We start from the raw sequence: 19682 nt of genomic DNA, 5'->3' as shown, positions 1-19682 counted from the left end.
GACAGGGCGTGTCCGGCGCTGTAAATGGTCATTGATAGCGCTAACGCGGCGATATTGCGCCGCAGCATCAGGAGGGTGTCATGGTCGCTCGCGTCATTCCGGTGGAGTGTTTTGATCTGGTTGTGTTCGGTGCAACCGGTGATCTGGCACGGCGGAAAATACTGCCCGGTCTGTTCCGTCGCTGGAAAGAAGGTCAGATTCCCGAAGGCTCGGCGATTGTGGGTGCGGCGCGCAGTTCCTTCACCCGCGATGATTTCCGCACCCTTGTGCAGGAAGCGTTGACCGAATTTCTGCCGGAAACCGAACTGGACCCTGCCGTTGTCGCCAGCTTTCTTGACCTGCTGGATTACGTCACGATTGACGCGCGCGGCACTGCTGGCTGGGAAGATCTGGCCGCGAAAATGCGCCCCGATGTGGTGCGCGCCTTCTATTTCTCGGTCGCGCCCGCATTGTTCGGGGATCTGGCGCAACGGCTGCATGAACGCGGCATTGCGCATCGCCAGTCAAGAATCGTGGTCGAAAAACCTTTCGGCAATGACCTGACCAGTGCGCGCGCCCTGAATCAGATCCTGGCAGAATTCTTCAAGGAAGATCAGATTTACCGGATCGACCATTATCTGGGCAAGGAAACCGTCCAGAACCTGATGGCTGTGCGCTTTGCCAATATCCTGTTTGAACCGCTGTGGAATTCGCAATTCGTGGACCATGTGCAGATTACGGTTGCTGAAACAGTGGGCGTGGGCGGGCGCGGCGAATACTACGATAAATCCGGCGCGATGCGCGACATGGTGCAGAACCACATGATGCAGCTGCTGTGCCTGATCGCGATGGAACCGCCGCATTGTTTTGAACCCGATGCCATGCGCGATGAAAAGCTGAAGGTGATTCGCGCGCTGGACCCTGTGACCCCGGCTGAAATTGTGCGCGGTCAGTACAAGGGAAAAGGCGGGGATGATTATCTGACGGAATGCGGTGACCCTGCATCGCGCACCGAAAGTTTCATTGCGCTGAAACTGCATGTGTCAAACTGGCGCTGGAAGGGTACGCCCTTCTATCTGCGGACCGGCAAGCGGCTGAAATCGCGCGCCTCGGAAATTGCTGTCAGCTTCAAGGAACCGCCCCATTCGATTTTCGGGGAATCGAACCAATGGCGGGAAAATGTGCTTGTCATCAGGTTGCAACCTGATGAAGGCATGGATCTGCGCGTGATGATCAAGGAACCGGGTCCGGGGGGCATGCGCCTGAAAGATGTGGCGCTGGACATGAGCTTTGCCGAAGCTTTGGGCAGCGATCTGGATATTCCCGATGCCTATGAACGGCTGATCATGGATGTGATCCGCGGGAACCAGACCCTGTTCATGCGCGGAGATGAGGTGGAGGCCGCCTGGGCCTGGGTTGATCCGGTGATCGCTGCATGGGAAAAGCATGGAGATCAGCCTGAACCTTATGAACCCGGCTCTACCGGGCCGGAAGGGGCGCTGATGCTGATGCATAAGGACGGACGCCGCTGGCGGGAGATCAGATAATGGAATTCCATAGCTATCCTGACCGTGAAATGATGATGCTGCGACTGGCACAGCGCATTTCGTCGGAATTGGGTGAAACGCTGCGGTCCAGTGGCCGAGCCAGCCTGTCAGTGCCCGGTGGCACAACGCCCGGCCCGGTTTTTGATACGCTGTCGGGGGCAGAACTGGATTGGGCAAATGTGGCGGTCATGCTCAATGATGAACGCTGGGTAAGCGAGGACAGCCAGCGGTCCAATACGCGGCTGTTGCGCGAACGGCTGCTGACGGGGCGGGCGGCTGCGGCGACGCTGGTGCCGTTATATGCCGACGCGCCCACTCCCGAAGATGCGATCGACGATCTGGCCGAAGGTGTATCCGCGCATTTGCCGATATCGGTATTGTTGCTGGGAATGGGGGCGGATATGCACACGGCCAGCCTGTTTCCAGGTGCCGATAATCTGGAACAGGCGCTGCGCAATGACGCGCCCCCCCTGATGGCGATGCGCGCGAATGCGGCCGGCGAGCCGCGCATCACCCTGACCGCGCCGGTGCTGAAATCGGCGTTGCGGGTGCATATTCTGATTACCGGCGCGGAAAAGCGTGCGGCGCTGGAAAAGGCTGCAAAACTGCCCCCGCTGGAGGCCCCGGTTGCCTGCATTCTGGATCAGGCGCAGGTGCATTGGGCCGAATGAAGGGAACAGGGCTGATGCCCTGTTTTTGAGTATATATGGCAAGATGAAAACCAATCCGTCACATGACAAAGCAAGGGGCAGGGAATGAGCATCTGGGGTAAACTGGCCAAGCATCAGCGCGCGACCGAAGGGCGGCATATGCTGGATCTGTTCGCCGATGATGACCACCGCGCGGCGGAATTTTCTGTGCACGCGGGCGATATGGTTCTGGATTATTCCAAGACCTGTATCGATACCGAAGCGCGGGATTTGTTGGTGCAGCTTGCGCGCGACAGCGGGGTTGACGTGCGACGCGCGGCCATGTTTGGCGGCGAGCAGATCAACGAAACCGAAGGGCGCGCAGTGTTGCATGTGGCGCAACGTGCGGATGATGACGCGGTTATCACTGTTGGCGGGGATGATGTCATGCCCCGGTTACGCGACATCCGCGCGCGTGCCTATGCCTTCGCCGAAGATGTGCGGCAGGGCCGGTTCCGGGGGCAGGGCGGCGCGATTACCGATGTGATCAATATCGGCATTGGCGGGTCCGATCTGGGGCCGGCCATGGCCACGCTGGCACTGGCACCATGGCATGACGGGCCAAAGGTTCACTATGTGTCCAATGTGGACGGGGCGCATATTGCCGACACGCTGAAGGGGCTGAACCCGGAAACGACGCTGGTGATCGTGGCCTCCAAGACATTCACCACGATTGAGACGATGACCAATGCGCGCACTGCACGTGACTGGATGGCCGGGCGGGTTTCTGACCCTGCGGCGCAATTTGCGGCTGTGTCCACTGCGTTGGACAAGACCGTCGATTTCGGCATCGCGCCTGCGCGGGTGTTCGGGTTCGAGGATTGGGTCGGCGGGCGCTATTCGATGTGGGGACCGATTGGTCTGGGGCTGATGATCGCTATCGGCGCGCAGCAATTCGATGCCATGCTGGCGGGTGCGCGGGCGATGGACCGCCATTTCAGCGATATGCCGCTGGAACAGAATATGCCGGTTCTGCTGGCAATGGTGGGTGTGTGGCATAACCAGATCTGCGGCCATGCAACCCGCGCCGTGCTGCCCTATGATCAGCGGTTGGCGCGGCTTCCGGCCTATTTGCAGCAACTGGAGATGGAATCGAACGGCAAGCGTGTCGATATGTCCGGCCGCGATCTGGACCGCCAGTCCGGGCCGGTTGTCTGGGGCGAGCCGGGCACGAATGGCCAGCACGCATTTTATCAGCTTATCCATCAGGGCACGCGGGTTGTGCCCTGCGAATTCCTGCTGGCCGCACGGGGGCAGGAGCCGGAACTGGCGCATCAGCACAAACTGCTTGTGGCCAATTGCCTGGCGCAATCCGAAGCGCTGATGTGTGGGCGGTCCCTGGAACAGGCGCGCGGTATCATGGCTGCCAAAGGGTTGCAGGGCGCCGAGCTGGACCGGCAGGCCCGCCATCGGGTTTTCCCCGGCAATCGCCCGTCCACAACGCTGATCTATCCACAACTGACCCCCTTCACGCTGGGCCAGATCATCGCGCTTTATGAGCACCGCGTTTTTGTCGAGGGAGTTGTCCTCGGGATCAATTCCTTTGATCAATGGGGGGTCGAGCTGGGCAAGGAACTGGCCGTGGCACTGGCCCCGCTGCTTGACGGCGATGCGGCGGCGATGGCGACCAAAGACCCGTCAACGCGGCAATTGCTGGGCTATCTGCGCGCGCATCAGGTGGGTTGAATCCAGAGGTTTACGCATGCTATCGCGCGGAACAAGGCCGCAGGCCCCCGCGCTATCGGCGGGCCGTCCTGCGGCCTGCCGATTATGCCAGCGTCATAGCACGCCTTGTATGTCGGGATATTCCGCCTGCATAAAGTGCATTCCTTGAATGTCGGACCGGTAGACCCCGGCCCGCCGATAGCGCAGGCTCTGCGCGGGCCAACACCCGCTTGGCGCCGCAACCACCCGTCAACGCGCCGTTTTCAACCTGATCCTGCCCCCGCCCGTGATCCGGTAGGGGCAGGAGGGGTCAGAATTCCACAATCGTGTCGAAATCCACCGGCGCTTCGGCGGCGGGGGCGAAATAGCTGTCGACATCCAGTGTGATGGATGCGCGGGTGCCATCCTCGGAAATGACGCCGCTGGAACTTTCGATCCGCGCGCCGGTCACCGACAGGTTGATGGACATGCCTGCCAGCATCTGGCGCATCATGGCCATCATCGCTGGGTCGGCATCATCGCCTGCCATATCTTCGGCGATGGTGCTGAGCGGCAGCAGCACCTGGGTGCGGTTGTTGCCCAGATAGGTGATGCTGCCCTGCATGTCATCGTCGGGTGCATCTACACCTTCGGGGTTCATGATTTCGGCATAGGTGCCGGTTTGGTCGAAATCGCAGCGCGCATGGGTGTCGGTCAGCGTCAGGGTGCCGCCGTCGTCTTCGTCGCAGAAGGACGCATCGCCCCCGCTCATGTCAAAAAACTGGCGCTGCATCTGCATGAAACCGGTCATGCGGGCGGTGTCCTCGTCAATGACCTCAAGCGACAGATCCACTTCAATGCAGGCGGATAATGCCAGGGCGGCAGGCAGGGTGAACAGGATTTTGCGCATGGCATGTCCTTACTGATGTGGAAGTTGACACCCATAGAAAAACAGAAAAAACCCGTCAGGGCCAGATTAAACTGGTCCTGGCCTGTGGCCTTTGCCGCAATCGGCGGGCGCGGGAGCAATGTTTCCAGCGCGTGGATGCGCGTCCCTTAGCCGCCTGTGCAATGTGCGCCGGTCGGCGCCTCTCCCGAACCAAGTGCGAAGGGGGGCGGTGCGGCAAACAGGTCCGGCGCGCCGCTGCGCGCAAGATCCAGCGCCAGAATGACCAGCATCAGGCCAAGGGCAAGCCCGCCGACCACAGGGCGCGAAAACTGACGGAACCCGGTCATACTGCCACCCCCCGCGCGAGTGCCGGCCGCAGGATATAGGGGCGCAATCTGATCCCGAGGGTGGACCCAATGAAGGCCGCGATCAACCAGACCCAGCCATGCAGTGACCCGGTTGAAATGCCGCTGAAGAACGCGCCTACATTGCAGCCGAATGCCAGCCGTGCCGAATAGCCCAGCACCACACCGGCCAGCAGCACCCAGCCATAGGTGCCGGTTGTCAGCGCCTGTGCCGGTGCGCCGGGGTCACTGCGCCAGCGCATGACCGCGAATGCACCCATCAGCAGGCCGATATTTGTCAGCGATGTCACATCGGTCAGAATGGATGCGCCCAGGCGTTCCGCGTTCCCCGGTGCCGCCCAGAACGCGATTGTGCCCAAGTCTGCACCACCGGCCTGCGCGATTTTCGCACCCCACAGGCCCAGCCCGTAGACAATGCCCCATGGCTGCCCTGCAACCACCAGATTGGCCAGTGCCAGTGCCGCAATCAATGCCGCCGCCCACCACAGCCGTGCAGGGGGCATGCGCTTTCCGGGGGCCGCGCGCAATGCGGTGATCAGCACCAGCGCTGCCAGCCCCGCAAGCGTGAGGATCAGCCCGCCCTGTGCGCCCAGCACCCCCTGAAACGAAATGACGGGTAGGGTGGCAATCCCTGTCCACCAGCCCAGATGCAGCGTGCCCGCAAAACTGCCGATGATGAAGCCCGCAAGTGCGATCAGCCCGACCAGATTGCCGCTGCCTGCGTTTATCAGTGTGCCGGACCCACAGCCCATGACCAGCTGCATCGCCGCGCCAAAGACAAACGCACCAAGGATCATGGCCAGCCCGACAGGGGCATGTGCGCCGTTCAGTTCCTGCGGGTTTGCCGCCATCAGCGGGAAGGCCACGGCGGCCACAAGGGCGATGGCGATGAATTGCGCGATCAACCCGCGCCCGTCGCGGTCAGTGACAATCATGCGCCATGGTCCGGCAAAACCGAAGCGCAGCCCTTCCAGCACCAGCCCGAAGCCAAGCCCGATCATGACCAGAAACCCCGCACGTGGCCCAGCCATGACAAAGGTGAACCCCGTAAGCCCCAGCAGCAGCAGGACAACGGAAATACGGCGTGTGAACATTGATCCGGACCTTTCATGACAGCATGTCGCGCGCAGATGATGCGCGCGACAAATATGACTTCCTGATGTGTTATATGCCCTGCGGGCCGGTCAGAACAGCCCTTCCACCCAGCGCTTTGTCGACATCCACAAATAGGCTATGCGGCTAGGTTCATTGTCCAGCGCGTTGCCGCTGGCCGCATATTCGGCCATGCTTTCAGCGTAAAGGCGGGTGTTTTCCACCGCTGCCAGTTCGTGCAGGGCGAACCAGTTCAACGCGGCCCAATGTCCGGTATTGCAGAAGGAAACAGTGATTGGGGCATCATCAAGGCCCTGTTGCGCCGCAATTTCGCGGGCGCGCGCGGCATCGACCATGCGGTTCCCCTCAAAGAAATCCGAGAATTCAAGGTTTTCAGCCCCGCGTACTGTGCCGGGGCGTGCGATGGACCATGTGATCCCCTGAAAGAAGCCTTCGGGGCGGCTGTCCACCAACCGCGCCGCGCCGCTTTCCGACAGTTCGGCCACTTCCGCAGTGGAGATATACCATTCATCCGTCCATTGCGCCATGAAATCGGACACGGCAGGTTCAACCGCCTGCGTGGACACGGGCAAGCCCGCTTCGGCCCATGCGGCAAAACCGCCATTCAGCAGCGCCAGATCCTGAACGCCCAGTGATTTCAGTGTCCAGTACACGCGCGCGGCCGCCCCCATATCGGACGGGTTGGTGCCGGCATGCACGATAACTGTGGGAATATCCGCTTCGATGCCGACGCGGGTTGCTTCCATTTCATAGTCGAGTTCTGCACGCAGCGCGCCGGGATTATTCGGCCCGCCGCGCCATTCCGAATAGGGCGAAAAGGCAGCGCCGGGAATATGGCCCTGATCAAAATCGCCGGTAACATGGATCACGCGGATGTCGTCATCGCTGTCCAGATAGCCCGCAAGCTGGTCGGGTTCCAGCAGCGGTGACCATCCTTGTGGCGTGGCAAGCGCAAGGCCGGGCAGTGAAGCAAGGGTCAGTGTCAGGGCAGTTTGGCGCAGCATCGGGCAGACTCCTGATAAGATAGGGGCGCGACAGGACATTTTGTCCGTCATTGCCCATCAGCTAGGGGCAGAGGCGGCTTTCGGCAAGGGGAATAGCGTTGCGCAGGCCTATGACCGGTGCGGCGGATTTCCGGACATTCATCAGGGATGCGGGATATGGTTCGGCGGAACGGACGCTTGCGGAAGAAATATCCCCCTGCATCCGGGATATTGAATGCAATTATTCCATTTTGCGATTGTGTTACGTTTTCCAGCATCGTCGCGCCTGTTCCGGGCTGCCCGGTGGTGCGTGTGGCACAACCTGCCTTGCAGGGGCGGGGCTTGTCATTCGGACGGCGTCAAGTTAGCTGCGGGCCTGCATTGATCAAGGAACACTGCCATGGCCGAAACATTGCTGGATCAGGCATATGCCGCATCAGAAGCCGCCCCCGATGACGTGGCCGCGCGGCTGCGGTATTATTCCCGGCTGGTCGAGGGGGAACTGTATCTGTTGCTGGAAGCCGAAGCTGATGGCGACAGCATTACCCCGAAAGTGTTCGATCTGGAAGACGGGCCGATTGTCGTTGCCTTCGATCTGGAACAGCGCTTGTCAGAATTTACCGGCATCGCCGCGCCCTATGCCGCGATTCCGGGGCGGGCATTGGTGGAAATGCTGGCAGGCAGCACGCCGCCGCTGGGGCTGGGGCTGAATCTGGGTGTGGCACCGTCTGCGCGGCTGTTGCCGCCTGAAATCATGAACTGGCTGGCGCAGACCCTGTCCGAACACCCCGAAGAATTGCAGGAACGCGCGCAGGCCCTGCTGCCGCCGAAGGGCCTGCCGGAAGCATTGCTGCGCGCACTGGACCAGCGTCTTGCCCGTATGGAAGGGCTTGCCGATATGGCCTATCTGGTTGCCGCCGAATATGAAGGCGGCAGGCGCGGGCATATGCTGGCCTTTGTCGATGCGCTGGAGGGGGCAGAACCCGCGCTGGCCCGCGCCGTGCATGGGGCACTCAGCTTTTCCGGGGTGGAAGCGGGCGTGCTGGATGTGACCTTCATTGCCGCATCTGACGGGCGCGCGCCGGAATTTGCCCGTGTGGGCCTGCGCTTCGATCTGCCGCGCGCGCAGCAACCCGCCGCGCCTAAAGCACCCGGGATGGACCCGGATACCCCCCCAAAGCTGCGCTGAGGGAAGCAAAATTTGGGGTATTATTATACCTAAATAATAAGCAACTGAAAACGCTTGTTATTTTGCGGCATAACGGGCTTGACCTGACCGCGCAAATCCCTAAAACGCAGCAATCCCGCGTGCAATTCGCATGCGGCAATGTTCAATCTCTCTGCAAGGTCTCATCATGAAAACCTACACAGCCAAACCGGCGGAGATCGAAAAGAAATGGATCCTGATTGATGCAGAAGGCATCGTTCTGGGCCGTCTTGCTTCGATCATCGCAATGCGCCTGCGCGGCAAGCACAAGGCCACCTTCACCCCGCATATGGATATGGGTGACAATGTTATTGTCATCAATGCCGACAAGGTGCAGTTGACCGGTAACAAGCGCAATAAGCCCAACTACTGGCACACCGGCTATCCCGGCGGGATCAAGTCGCGCACCACCGGCCAGATTCTGGAAGGCAAGTTCCCCGAACGTGTCGTGACGCAAGCGGTCAAGCGCATGCTGCCCGGCGGCCCGTTGTCGCGCCAGCAAATGACCAATCTGCGCGTTTACGCCGGAACAGAGCATCCGCATGAAGCACAACAGCCCGAAGTGCTGGATGTGCGCGCGATGAACACCAAGAATACGCGGAGTGCATGATCATGTCTGACGATCTTAAAACCCTCGACGATCTGAAGTCCGCCATCGCCCCCGTTGCAGAAGCTGCGCCCCTGCGCGAAGCAGTGCGCGACGATCTGGGCCGCGCCTATGCGACCGGTAAGCGCAAGGATGCTGTCGCCCGTGTCTGGATCCGCCCCGGTTCCGGCAAGGTCGTGGTGAACGGCAAGGAAATGAGCGTCTATTTCGCCCGCCCCGTGTTGCAGATGATCCTGCGCCAGCCGTTTCAGGTGGCCGGTGTCGTGGACCAGTTCGACGTGATGGCAACTGTTACCGGTGGTGGCCTGTCGGGTCAGGCCGGTGCAGTCAAGCACGGCATTTCCAAGGCGCTGCAACTTTACGATCCCAGCCTGCGCGCACCGCTGAAAGCGGCAGGGTTCCTGACCCGCGACAGCCGCGTTGTGGAACGTAAGAAATACGGCAAGCCGAAGGCCCGCCGCAGCTTCCAGTTCTCGAAGCGTTAAGGTTTTTTACCTGCAAGATAATGGAACCGCCCGGGCATCACGTCCGGGCGGTTTGCTTTTGGCCCTTTCCCTTTTCCTGCGGGCTTGGTTTACTGGACCCGAACCAAAGGAGGGTCTGATGTATAAGCATATTCTGGTGACGGTCGCATATGACGAAGGCCATGACGCAAGCCCGTCACTACGGGTGGCGCGCGCATTGGCGGATGCCGGGGCGCAGATCAGCCTGATCCACGTGATGGACCCGCCGCCCAGCTTTGCCATAAGCTATCTGCCCGATGGCTGGCGTGATGAAATGCACGACGCGATCGAGGCAGACCTGACAACCCTTGCCGGTGACTGGGAAAATACAGCGGTCCATGTCACCGAAGGGGACGCCGCCCAGCAAATTCTGGATGTCGCGCAGATGCAGGGGGTGGATTGCATTGTCATCGCGTCGCACCGGCCGGGCACGCAGGGGCTGTTTCTGGGGTCCACTGCAACCAAAGTGGTGTCGCGCACGCAATGCGCTGTGCATGTGGTGCGCCGCGCAACATGAGCATTACGCCGGTCAAAGGGTATCGGGTGTTGTTCCTGATGGCGGTGGAGGCGGAATACGGGACGCACCTGCGCGCGCGTTTCGAACCGGTTCTGACTGGCGTTGGCCCGGTGGAGGGCGGGGTGGTCACGGCGGCGACCCTGGCGGCGTTGCAGGGGGCGGATGGGCTGCCTGATCTGGTTGTGTCATTGGGGTCGGCCGGGTCAGCGCGGCTGGCGCATTGTGGCGTATATCAGGCCAGCGCGATTGCCTATCGTGACATGGATGCGTCAGCGCTGGGGTTTGCACGGGGCGTAACCCCGTTTCTGGACCAGCCTGCGGAAATACCGCTGGCCCATCAGATCCCCGGTATTGCACAGGCCAGCCTGTCCACCGGCGGGGCGGTGATTTCCGGTGCGATCTATGACGCGATCGCGCAGGATATGGTCGATATGGAAAGTTATGCGGTGCTGCGCGCCTGTCAGCTCTTTGGCGTGCCCCTGATCGCGCTGCGCGGCATTTCAGACGGCAAGGCCCCGTTGGGTGGGCTGCATGACTGGACCGAGTATCTGCATATCATCGATGAAGGGCTGGCGCAGGCTGTGGACAAGCTGGAACAGGCACTTGATACAGGGGCGGTCATACTTCGCGAGTTGCATTAATTTATGCCTGCAAAGAATTAATATCACTCATAAATTCTGTTATATCTTTGGCCAAGTGATGTCAGTATTTCATAGCCGATAGTGCCGATCAGATCGGCAATATCATCCACCCCCTGATGCGGGCATAGCAGGTCCAGCGCTTCCGGCGCGTCATCAAGCGCGCTGACATCAATCGTCAGCAGGTCCATCGACACGCGGCCAACCAGCGGACAGGGTGTTGCGCCATGCCACAGTGTTACCTTGCCCGACAAGGCGCGGTGTATCCCATCGGCATAGCCCGCAGCGATGGTGGCCACACGCATATCCTGCGGGGCGGTGAAGCTGTTGCCATAGCCCACAGTTTCCCCTTTTGCGACAATCCGTGTCTGGATCACCGGGATGGACAGGCGCACGACCGGGCGCGCATCCGCATAGGGTTGCCCGCCATAAAGCCCGATACCGGGGCGGGTGATGTCAAAATGATAATCGCGCCCCAACAGCACGCCCCCGGTTGCAGACAGCGACCGCGCAACCCCGGTCCCGTCCGTCATGCGCCGGAATTCCGCCAGTTGCTGCGCATTCATCGGGTGATCGGGTTCATCGGCGCAGGCCAGATGCGACATGACCAATGCACAGGGACCGGCCAGCAGATCAGGCGCAAGTGCGGCCCAGTCCTGCGCTTCCATGCCCAGCCGGTTCATGCCGGAATCCAACTGCACGCCATATGGGTGGCCGGGCAGGGCGGCGCGGTGGCGCTGCACCTGTTCGGGGGCGTTCAGCATGGGAATCAGCCTGGCGCCGGAAATCAGCGCTGCATCGCCCTGCATATGCCCGCCATAGATATGAATCGGCAGATCGGGACCAAGGGCTGCGCGCAATGCAGCGCCTTCTTCGGCAATAGCCACGAAAAACCGCCGCGCGCCCGCTTTTGCCAGCGCATTCGCGACCGGCCCGACACCCAGACCATACCCATTGGCCTTGACCGTTGCTGCGGTTTCAACACCGGCAGCCGAGCACGCATCCAGCCCCGTCCAGTTTTCCTGAAGGGCGGAAAGATCGATATGAAGCTGTGTTTGTCCCATGGCCGTGCGATTGCGCCAAGCCCGCGCCAAGGTCAAGATGAAAAAAAACGCGGGGTGCAGCAAGCGGCGAGAAGAGCCCAGAGCCGCCGGTCAGCCGCTACCTTCCTCGTGTCCGCCTGTGACCCGTTCTTACCCTTGCCGCCGTTCGGCCACATCCTTAAAACCGGAAATACGAGCCGCTCCAAGTGAGGGAAAGTCGATGGCGATATCACTCTACGACCTCAGTGTGCCAACCTTCCTGCAGACCGTGCGGGCTGTCGGAGCATTCCTTGATCGTGCGGTCACGCATTGCGCGGAGGCGGGCACTGATCCCGACGACTTCGTGAATGCACGTCTCTTTGACGATATGGCGCCTTTTCATTTTCAAATCGAAGCGGCATGGCATCATTCCGTGTGGGGGATCGAGGCTCTCAAGACCGGCGCGTTCACCCCTCCCGCCTTGGTCGGACCTGTTCCCTTCACTGACCTGCAGGCGATGGTCGGCAAGGCAGAGATGGCGCTGGAGACATTCACTCCGGACGAGGTCAACAGTTGGTCCGGCAAGGAGCTGAACATCGAGCTTCATAGACCGCTCGACGAAGAGGATGCCTGGACACCGTGGGACCCGCGCACCTTGGCCTTCACCTCCGAGACCTTCCTCTTGTCGTTCTCAATGCCGAATTTCCACTTCCACGCTGTCACCGCCTACGACATCCTGCGATCACGTGGCGTGCCACTTGGCAAGCGCGACTACGAAGGTCGGCTGCGCACCAGATCAGCCTAAGCCGAAAGTCCGCTACCCGGACCCGTATCCCGACAGGCGGATCGTCGCCAAACCACCCAAGGCAGACACTCGTCGTTTCCGTAGCGAACGGCCGCGTGGTCCCGCACCGCCGCCGCTCGTTCATGGCGCAGCGAAAGGCTATTTTTGACGCGATCCCAAGGGCAGAGGCAATTTCTCTGACTGGCAAAGGCAGGGCTGTCCGGTACTTTTACAGGGAAAAGATGGTGCTGTGAGAGAGGATTGAACTCTCGACCTCACCCTTACCAAGGGTGTGCTCTACCACTGAGCTACCACAGCCTACCAGTTTCCAGATAGCTAACCCGGTCATTCCCCCGATGCAAGCAGGCTCTGGAAAAGCCTATGTCGTTCCGCCACCTGAAACCGCCCTTGCAGAAAGGCGACCCGACCCTGCCTTCAGCAGCGTCACACGGTGGCGTTGGGCGGCTAGGTAGTCCGAAAATTTTGCGCATGCAACCCCCAATCTGGACGCTTTTTCAAACTTCAGATACGAAGGGCGCATGAGCGACAAGAAACCCGACCCCACCCGCCGCACCAAAACCCCGCCCGACGCGCGCGCAGCGCGGTTGAAAGCGGCGCTGAAAGCGAATATCGCCAGACGCAAGGCACAGGCACGTGCGCGCGACGCGCAGGGCGGGCAACAGGATCACGCCGCGCAGGACACAGAGCATCATAACGAATAAGGGCAAGCAGTATGGATTCGATCGTCATTACCGGCAATGGCCCCCTGAACGGGGTGATCCCGATTGCAGGGGCAAAGAATGCGTGTCTTACGCTGATGCCCGCCACGCTGCTGACAGACCAGCCGCTGACGCTGACCAATGCGCCGCGCCTGTCGGATATCCGCACGATGACGGAATTGCTGGAATCACTGGGCGCGGAAGTGGCCAGCCTGCAGGACGGGCAGGTGCTGGCGCTGTCCAGCCATGACCTGACCAGCCACCGCGCCGATTATGATATTGTGCGGAAAATGCGGGCCTCTATCCTTGTGCTGGGGCCGATGCTGGCGCGTGACGGGCATGCGGTTGTGTCCCTGCCCGGTGGTTGCGCCATTGGGGCGCGGCCTGTGGATCTGCACTTGCGCGCATTGGAAGCGCTGGGGGCGGAACTGGACCTGCGCGATGGCTATGTGCATGCAAAAGCGGTGGGCGGGTTGCGCGGGGCGCGATTCGCCTTTCCCATCGTGTCGGTGGGGGCCACGGAAAATGCGCTTATGGCGGCGACACTGGCGCGCGGGACGACTGTGCTGGAAAACGCTGCGCGCGAACCCGAAATCGTGGATCTGGCGCAATGCCTGAAGCGCATGGGCGCGCAGATCGAAGGCGAAGGCACCAGCACCATCACCATTCAGGGTGTGGCGAGCCTGGGGGCTGCGACCCATCCGGTTGTGACCGACCGGATTGAGCTGGGCACCTATATGCTGGCCCCTGCGATTGCGGGCGGGTCGGTCGAGTTGCTGGGAGGGCGGCTGGAACTGGTGCAGGCATTTGCCGACAAACTGATCGCGGCCGGGGTGGAGGTAGAGGAAACGCCGCGCGGGCTGCGCGTTACGCGCAAGACCGACAGGTTGCGCGCGGTGAATGTGGCGACCGAACCTTTCCCCGGTTTCCCGACCGATCTGCAGGCGCAGTTCATGGCGGCGATGTGCACAGCGGACGGCGAATCGGTGCTGGAAGAACATATCTTTGAAAACCGCTTCATGCATGCGCCCGAACTGGCGCGCATGGGCGCAAGGATTGATGTGCATGGCGGCACGGCGCGGGTTACGGGCGTGGAACGCCTGCGCGGTGCGCCGGTCATGGCCACTGATCTGCGCGCATCGGTGTCGCTGATCCTTGCAGGGCTGGCCGCGGAAGGGGAAACTGTTGTCAGCCGCGTCTATCACCTTGATCGCGGCTATGAACGGGTGGAGGAAAAACTGGGTGCCTGCGGGGCACGCATCGAACGGGTCAGAACGTCATGAGCGATGCACGTTTTGAGGATGGCACAGACCGGCCCTTGCGGGTACAGGCGCTGGACACGGATGATCTGAAAATCCTGTCCGCGCTGGTGCAGGACGCCGTTCTGCCAGTGTCGGAAATGGCATGGGACCGCCAGAAGCGGCGCTTTGCCATGCTGCTGAACCGCTTTCGCTGGGAAGACCGGGTGCGCGCGGGCAATGACGGCCCCCATGAACGTGTGCAGTCGCTTCTGGTTGTCAGCGATGTGATGGGTGTGGCCAGTCAGGGGTTTTCGCGCAAGGATACCGATCTGGTGCTGTCGGTCCTGTCCATCAGGTTTGAGCAAGGTACAGATGGCGCGGGGCATGTGTCGGTTATTCTGGCGGGGGACGGAGAAATCCGGCTGTCGGTGGAATGTCTGGATGCGGCGTTGTCCGACGTGACGCGGCCCTATCGCGCGCCATCGGGCAAAGTGCCGCAGCACCCGCTGGATGAGGATATCTGATGCCTGTGTATCTCGACAGCCGCGATGCCGGGTTTGAAGCGGCCTTTACCACGTTGCTGAACGCCAAGCGTGAAGATGCGGTCGATGTGGATGACACAGTCGCCGCGATCATTTCTGACGTGCGCGCGCGCGGCGATGCGGCGGTGATAGAACTGACCGCGAAATTCGACAAGCTGGATCTGACACCCGACACGCTTGCCTTCACCAGTGACGAGATAGAGGCCGAATGTGCCCGCGTGCCCGAGGCAGAGCGTGCGGCGCTGGAACTGGCGGCGGCGCGCATCCGCGCCTATCACGACCGCCAACGCCCGCAGGACATGCGCTGGACTGATGAGTCGGGCGCGGAACTGGGCTGGCGCTGGGGGCCAGTGGCGGCAGCGGGGCTATATGTGCCGGGGGGGCTGGCCAGCTATCCGTCCTCGGTTCTGATGAACGCCATTCCTGCGCAGGTGGCGGGGGTGCAGCGGCTGGTCATCTGCGCGCCCACACCGGGCGGCAAGGTCAACCCGCTGGTGTTGCTGGCGGCCAAACTGTCGGGGGTTGAAACGGTTTACCGGATTGGTGGCGCGCAGGCGATTGCGGCGCTGGCCTATGGCACGCAGACCATCGCACCGGTGGACAAGATCACCGGGCCGGGCAACGCCTTTGTGGCGGCGGCAAAACGCCGTGTCTTTGGCCGCGTGGGCATTGACATGATTGCTGGCCCGTCTGAAATTCTGGTCATTGCAGATGGCCAGTCGGACCCGGACTGGATTGCGCTTGATCTGCTGTCACAGGCCGAACATGACGAAAGCGCGCAATCCATCCTGATCACCACGGATGCGGCATTCGGCAAGGACGTGGCGCGGGCGGTGGACAAGCGGCTTGAAACACTGGACCGCCGCGCGATTGCGGGGGCAAGCTGGCGCGATTATGGCGCGATCATCACCGTGGGCGACCTGACTGAGGCGGCGGCCCTGTCTGACCGGATTGCACCGGAACATCTGGAACTTTGTGTGGCAGACCCCGAAGCGCTGCTGGCGCAGATCACCCATGCGGGTGCAGTCTTTCTGGGCCATTGGACCCCGGAAGCGATTGGCGATTATATCGGCGGGCCGAACCATGTGCTGCCCACGGCGCGGTCCGCGCGGTTTTCATCGGGTCTGTCGGTGCTGGATTTCATGAAACGCACCACATTGGCGCGGATGACCCCGGAAGCGCTGGCGGCAATCGGACCGGCGGCGGAACAACTGGCCATGTCCGAAAGCCTGCAAGCCCATGGGCTGAGTGTGCGCGCAAGGCTGGACCGGTTGAACCGCTGATGCCGGTTGCATGACCGCGCGTTGTGCGGTTGTGTATTTTTGGCAAGATGAAATATGCGCGGGATACGCGTCGCGGTGTTCATTTTGCAAAAAAAAGGAGAAACCATGTCCGTCCGCCTCTGTGTGTTTGATGCCTATGGGACGCTGTTCGATGTGGATGCAGCGGCGCAGATTGCGGCCAAGGGGCCGGGCGGGGACGCGCTGGCGGAAAGCTGGCCTTGCATATCGGCGGTTTGGCGGCGCAAGCAGCTTGAATACACATGGCTGCGTGCCGCAGCTGGCCATCATGCCGATTTCGCGCAAGTGACCGAAGATGCGCTTGACTGGGCGCTGGAAGATGCCGGGCTTGCAGATGACGGCCTTCGCGCGCGGCTTCTGGCGCTTTATCAGGAATTGCCCGTCTTTGCCGAAGTGCCGGAGGTGCTGCGCGGGCTGGCAGCACAAGGTATGGCGCTTGCAATCCTGTCGAATGGCACACCCTCGATGCTGGCATCTGCGCTGCGTGCGGCGGGGTTGCAGGACATGTTTCAGGCGGTTCTGTCGGTCGAGGATGTGGGCGTGTTCAAACCGGCGGGCGCGGTTTACGACATGGTGGGCAAGCGGTTCGGCACAGCGCCGCAAGAGGTGCTGTTCATTTCATCCAACGGGTGGGATATTTGCGCAGGCGCGGCTTACGGGTTCCGCACGCTGTGGGTGAACCGCGCGGGTGCCCCGGTGGACCGGCTGTTCGGGCGGCCGGATGCGATTGCCCGCGATCTGCATGGCGTATTGCCGCTACCGGGGGATATCTGATGCCGTTTTTCACCGCTTCTGACGGGACGCAGTTGCATTACACTGATACCGGGCATGGGCGCGCATTGTTGTGTCTGGCGGGGCTGACGCGCAATGGCAGCGATTTCGACTATCTGGCGCCGCATCTGCCACCGCTGCGCTTGCTGCGGCTGGATTATCGTGGGCGCGGGCAGTCGCAATGGTCGGGTGCCGAAAGCTACACGGTGCCGCGCGAAGGGGCTGATGTGGTGGAATTGCTGGATTATCTGGGGCTGGATCAGGTGGCGGTGCTGGGTACGTCGCGCGGCGGAATTATTGCCATGTATCTGGCGGCAACGGCCCATGACCGGCTGCGCGGGATCTGCCTGAATGACATTGGCCCGGTGATTGACACAGACGGGCTTGCGCGGATTGCCAGCTATATCGGGCGAACGCCCGCTGCGCGCAGTCATTCCGAGGCGGCGATGGCCCTGGCGCGGGCCTATCCGGAATTCACTGATCTGCCAGCGGGGCGCTGGATGGACGAAGCGCGCAGGCATTTCACCCAGACCGATCAGGGGCTGGATCTGAACTACGATCCCGCGCTGCGCGACGCCTTTCTTGCTGCGATGGACGGGGGCGGCGGGGATATCTGGCCGCTGTTTGACGCCTGCGCCGGTCTGCCACTGGCGCTTATCCGCGGGGCGAATTCGGATTTGCTGAGCGCGGCAACGGCCCAGCAGATGCAGGAGCGTCGCCCCGACATGATCCTTGAGGAGGTGCCCGGGCGCGGGCATATCCCGTTTCTGGATGAAGCAGAATCGCTGCGCGCGATTCATCAATGGTTGGGAATGTGCCTGTGAATATTGACATGATCGAAGTAGCAAGCCTGCGCCTGCAGGGCCATGCGCGGCGCACGCCACTGTTGTCGTCGCCGTTTCTGGATGAAATTGCGGGACGCAAGGTGTTCATCAAGGCGGAATGCCTGCAACATACCGGCAGTTTCAAGTTTCGCGGTGCGTGGTCGGCGGTGACGGCGTTGCCTGATGATGTGCGCGGGGTTATCGCTTTTTCATCGGGCAATCATGCGCAGGGGGTGGCCTATGCGGCGGGCTTGCGGGGGCTGAATGCAGTTATCATCATGCCGCATGACGCGCCTGCCATCAAGATCGCCAATACCCGCGCGCTGGGGGCCGAAGTGGTGCTGTATGACCGCGCATCCGAGGATCGGGATGCGCTGGGGGCGGCACTTGCGGCGGAACGCGGGCTAAGCCTGATCCAGCCTTTTGACCATCCGCAGGTGATTGCGGGGCAGGGCACGACGGGGCTGGAAATTGCGCAGCAGGCCGCGGAACATGGTGTGACATCTGCACAAGTTCTGGTGTGCTGCGGTGGTGGCGGGCTGACATCAGGCATTGCGCTGGCGCTGAAACGCCATGCCCCGGACATGCAGGTGCGCCCTGTGGAACCAGAAGGCTTTGATGATGTGACGAAATCGCTGACATCCGGGCAGGTGGTGACACATGCGCTGCGCAGCGGGCTGTGTGATGCGATTGTCACGCCCGCGCCGGGCAAGCTGACATGGCCGGTCCTGAAACGCCTGTGCGGGCCGGGGCTGGTGGTCAGTGATGCGCAGGCACTGGCCGCAATGGCGCTGGCGTTCGAGCGGCTGAAGCTTGTTGTCGAACCGGGCGGTGCCGTGGCGCTGGCCGCCGCATTGTTCCTGCCCGAGCAGATTACGGGCGACAGCGTCATCGTGACCGTATCGGGGGGGAATGTGGACCGCGCCGTTTTCCAGCGCGCGCTGGCAGGCGGAACCGGTGATGATGCCCGCGCCACGGCATGATCCGGGGGGACTGCATTACCGGGTGACCGGTCCGGAAGGCGGGCTGACATTGGTATTGTCCGGCACGCTGGGCAGTGACCTGCGGGTCTGGGAACCGCTGCTGCCCTGCCTGCCGCAGGACATACGTGTGCTGCGCTACGACCACCGTGGACATGGCGAATCTCTGGCGCCGGACGGGCCATATACGATGGGGCAACTGGTGCGCGATACCGAAACCCTGCTGGATCATCTGCGTATCCGGGGGGCTGTTTTTCTGGGGCAGGGTCTTGGCGGGCTGGTGGCGCAGGCATTGGCGACAAAACGCCCTGATCTGCTGCGCGCCATGGTCCTGTCGGGCACCGGAGCGCGTCTGGACACAGCGGAACTATGGGGGGCGCGCGCGCAGCGGGTGCGGACGCAGGGACTCCCGGTAATTGCCGAACAGGTGCTGAAAGGGTGGTTCACGCCCGCGTTTCAGCGCAGCCCCGCCATTTCCGTCTGGCGTGACATGCTGTTTGAATGCCCGCCGCAGGGCTGGGCGGGTTGCGCACAGGCAATCGCGGGCAGTGATTTCTATGCCACTACGGCCCGCCTTGCCCTGCCGGTTCTTGGACTGACCGGTGACCGCGACGCGCTGACGCCGCCTGATCTGGTCCGCGAAACCACGGAACTGGTTGCCGGGTCACAATTTGCGATTCTGCGCCGCGCGGGCCATCTGGCCCATGTGGAACAGCCCGAAGAATTCTCGCGGCTTGTCACCGGATTCCTGTGTGACTGCGGTTTTCTGGCCCGCGGTTCATACTGATTTCATCTTGCAAAAAATATGCAGTCACCC

At 61.7% G+C, this 19682-nt stretch carries 22 protein-coding genes and 1 tRNA gene; 17 read left to right on the top strand and 6 right to left on the bottom strand.

The features are described from left to right. Positions 1 to 80: 80 nt before the first annotated feature. The 3 genes from zwf to pgi all read left to right on the top strand — a co-directional run bounded on the left by zwf (position 81) and on the right by pgi (position 3901). Positions 81 to 1526 carry a glucose-6-phosphate dehydrogenase gene (gene zwf / locus PUT78_RS11230; RefSeq protein WP_274352359.1) on the top strand — a complete coding sequence of 482 codons (1446 nt, stop codon included), beginning with the start codon at positions 81 to 83 and terminating at the stop codon, positions 1524 to 1526. Beyond that, complete coding sequence (gene pgl, locus PUT78_RS11225; RefSeq protein WP_274352358.1) at positions 1526 to 2197, top strand: 6-phosphogluconolactonase; 672 nt, start codon at positions 1526 to 1528, stop codon at positions 2195 to 2197. Before zwf ends, pgl begins: the two co-directional genes overlap by 1 nt. Positions 2198 to 2281: 84 nt before the next feature. Continuing rightward, entirely contained in the window at positions 2282 to 3901 is a 1620-nt protein-coding gene (gene pgi / locus PUT78_RS11220; protein WP_274352357.1) for a glucose-6-phosphate isomerase, read from the top strand. 289 nt (positions 3902 to 4190) lie between these two features. Here the strand turns inward: pgi and PUT78_RS11215 are convergent, their stop codons facing one another. The 4 genes from PUT78_RS11215 to PUT78_RS11200 all read right to left on the bottom strand — a co-directional run bounded on the left by PUT78_RS11215 (position 4191) and on the right by PUT78_RS11200 (position 7230). Next, a complete protein-coding gene (locus PUT78_RS11215) occupies positions 4191 to 4769 on the bottom strand; it encodes a hypothetical protein (RefSeq protein ID WP_274352356.1) in 579 nt (192 codons plus the stop codon). A gap of 146 nt (positions 4770 to 4915) precedes the next feature. Continuing rightward, positions 4916 to 5095 carry a hypothetical protein gene (locus PUT78_RS11210; RefSeq protein WP_274352355.1) on the bottom strand — a complete coding sequence of 60 codons (180 nt, stop codon included), beginning with the start codon at positions 5093 to 5095 and terminating at the stop codon, positions 4916 to 4918. Further along, positions 5092 to 6207: a YeeE/YedE thiosulfate transporter family protein gene (locus PUT78_RS11205; protein WP_274352354.1), complete on the bottom strand. Its 1116-nt coding sequence runs from the start codon at positions 6205 to 6207 to the stop codon at positions 5092 to 5094. Before PUT78_RS11205 ends, PUT78_RS11210 begins: the two co-directional genes overlap by 4 nt. 90 nt (positions 6208 to 6297) lie before the next feature. Beyond that, on the bottom strand, positions 6298 to 7230 hold the full coding sequence (locus PUT78_RS11200) for a sulfurtransferase (protein WP_274352353.1): 933 nt from the start codon (positions 7228 to 7230) through the stop codon (positions 6298 to 6300). 379 nt (positions 7231 to 7609) lie between these two features. Between PUT78_RS11200 and PUT78_RS11195 the strand changes: the two genes are divergently transcribed. From PUT78_RS11195 to PUT78_RS11175, 5 genes are all read left to right on the top strand, one after another. After that, on the top strand, positions 7610 to 8398 hold the full coding sequence (locus PUT78_RS11195; RefSeq protein WP_274352352.1) for an SseB family protein: 789 nt from the start codon (positions 7610 to 7612) through the stop codon (positions 8396 to 8398). A gap of 166 nt (positions 8399 to 8564) precedes the next feature. Continuing rightward, positions 8565 to 9026 (top strand): 50S ribosomal protein L13, encoded by a 462-nt coding sequence (gene rplM / locus PUT78_RS11190; protein ID WP_274352351.1) that lies wholly within the window; start codon positions 8565 to 8567, stop codon positions 9024 to 9026. 2 nt (positions 9027 to 9028) lie between these two features. Then, positions 9029 to 9508 carry a 30S ribosomal protein S9 gene (rpsI, locus tag PUT78_RS11185; RefSeq protein ID WP_274352350.1) on the top strand — a complete coding sequence of 160 codons (480 nt, stop codon included), beginning with the start codon at positions 9029 to 9031 and terminating at the stop codon, positions 9506 to 9508. A 118-nt stretch (positions 9509 to 9626) separates the two neighbouring features. Next, positions 9627 to 10043 carry a universal stress protein gene (locus tag PUT78_RS11180; RefSeq protein ID WP_274352349.1) on the top strand — a complete coding sequence of 139 codons (417 nt, stop codon included), beginning with the start codon at positions 9627 to 9629 and terminating at the stop codon, positions 10041 to 10043. Further along, positions 10040 to 10684 carry a 5'-methylthioadenosine/S-adenosylhomocysteine nucleosidase gene (locus tag PUT78_RS11175; RefSeq protein WP_274352348.1) on the top strand — a complete coding sequence of 215 codons (645 nt, stop codon included), beginning with the start codon at positions 10040 to 10042 and terminating at the stop codon, positions 10682 to 10684. Before PUT78_RS11180 ends, PUT78_RS11175 begins: the two co-directional genes overlap by 4 nt. Positions 10685 to 10707: 23 nt before the next feature. Here PUT78_RS11175 and alr read toward each other — a convergent pair whose 3' ends face one another. Continuing rightward, positions 10708 to 11745 (bottom strand): alanine racemase, encoded by a 1038-nt coding sequence (alr, locus tag PUT78_RS11170; RefSeq protein WP_274352347.1) that lies wholly within the window; start codon positions 11743 to 11745, stop codon positions 10708 to 10710. Between the two features lie 199 nt (positions 11746 to 11944). Between alr and PUT78_RS11165 the strand changes: the two genes are divergently transcribed. Next, on the top strand, positions 11945 to 12508 hold the full coding sequence (locus tag PUT78_RS11165; protein WP_274352346.1) for a DUF1993 domain-containing protein: 564 nt from the start codon (positions 11945 to 11947) through the stop codon (positions 12506 to 12508). A gap of 222 nt (positions 12509 to 12730) precedes the next feature. Here the strand turns inward: PUT78_RS11165 and PUT78_RS11160 are convergent. Then, positions 12731 to 12805, bottom strand: a tRNA-Thr gene (locus PUT78_RS11160). A 221-nt stretch (positions 12806 to 13026) separates the two neighbouring features. On the opposite strand from PUT78_RS11160, the gene PUT78_RS11155 reads away from it, so the two are divergent. From PUT78_RS11155 to pcaD, 8 genes are all read left to right on the top strand, one after another. Further along, on the top strand, positions 13027 to 13209 hold the full coding sequence (locus PUT78_RS11155) for a hypothetical protein (protein WP_274352345.1): 183 nt from the start codon (positions 13027 to 13029) through the stop codon (positions 13207 to 13209). 11 nt (positions 13210 to 13220) lie between these two features. Then, on the top strand, positions 13221 to 14489 hold the full coding sequence (gene murA / locus PUT78_RS11150; RefSeq protein WP_274352344.1) for a UDP-N-acetylglucosamine 1-carboxyvinyltransferase: 1269 nt from the start codon (positions 13221 to 13223) through the stop codon (positions 14487 to 14489). After that, positions 14486 to 14971 (top strand): DUF2948 family protein, encoded by a 486-nt coding sequence (locus PUT78_RS11145; protein ID WP_274352343.1) that lies wholly within the window; start codon positions 14486 to 14488, stop codon positions 14969 to 14971. Before murA ends, PUT78_RS11145 begins: the two co-directional genes overlap by 4 nt. Continuing rightward, positions 14971 to 16272 (top strand): histidinol dehydrogenase, encoded by a 1302-nt coding sequence (hisD, locus tag PUT78_RS11140; RefSeq protein WP_274352342.1) that lies wholly within the window; start codon positions 14971 to 14973, stop codon positions 16270 to 16272. Before PUT78_RS11145 ends, hisD begins: the two co-directional genes overlap by 1 nt. Before the next feature lie 105 nt (positions 16273 to 16377). After that, the gene (locus tag PUT78_RS11135) at positions 16378 to 17064 is read left to right on the top strand and encodes a haloacid dehalogenase type II (protein ID WP_274352341.1); all 687 of its coding nucleotides are present in this window, start codon (positions 16378 to 16380) and stop codon (positions 17062 to 17064) included. Further along, positions 17064 to 17885, top strand: coding sequence for an alpha/beta fold hydrolase (locus PUT78_RS11130; protein ID WP_420793494.1), 822 nt, complete (start codon positions 17064 to 17066; stop codon positions 17883 to 17885). The genes PUT78_RS11135 and PUT78_RS11130 overlap by 1 nt, the downstream gene beginning before the upstream one ends. Positions 17886 to 17893: 8 nt before the next feature. Then, positions 17894 to 18868: a threonine ammonia-lyase gene (locus PUT78_RS11125; RefSeq protein ID WP_274352340.1), complete on the top strand. Its 975-nt coding sequence runs from the start codon at positions 17894 to 17896 to the stop codon at positions 18866 to 18868. Next, the gene (gene pcaD / locus PUT78_RS11120) at positions 18846 to 19652 is read left to right on the top strand and encodes a 3-oxoadipate enol-lactonase (protein WP_274352339.1); all 807 of its coding nucleotides are present in this window, start codon (positions 18846 to 18848) and stop codon (positions 19650 to 19652) included. The genes PUT78_RS11125 and pcaD overlap by 23 nt, the downstream gene beginning before the upstream one ends. The last annotated feature ends 30 nt before the right edge of the window (positions 19653 to 19682 follow it).

It is taken from the genome of Roseinatronobacter alkalisoli (assembly GCF_028745735.1).
GTDB lineage: Bacteria > Pseudomonadota > Alphaproteobacteria > Rhodobacterales > Rhodobacteraceae > Roseinatronobacter > Roseinatronobacter alkalisoli.
The sequence above is the reverse complement of the archived record's forward strand: the minus strand, read 5'-3'. Positions and strand labels throughout refer to the sequence as shown.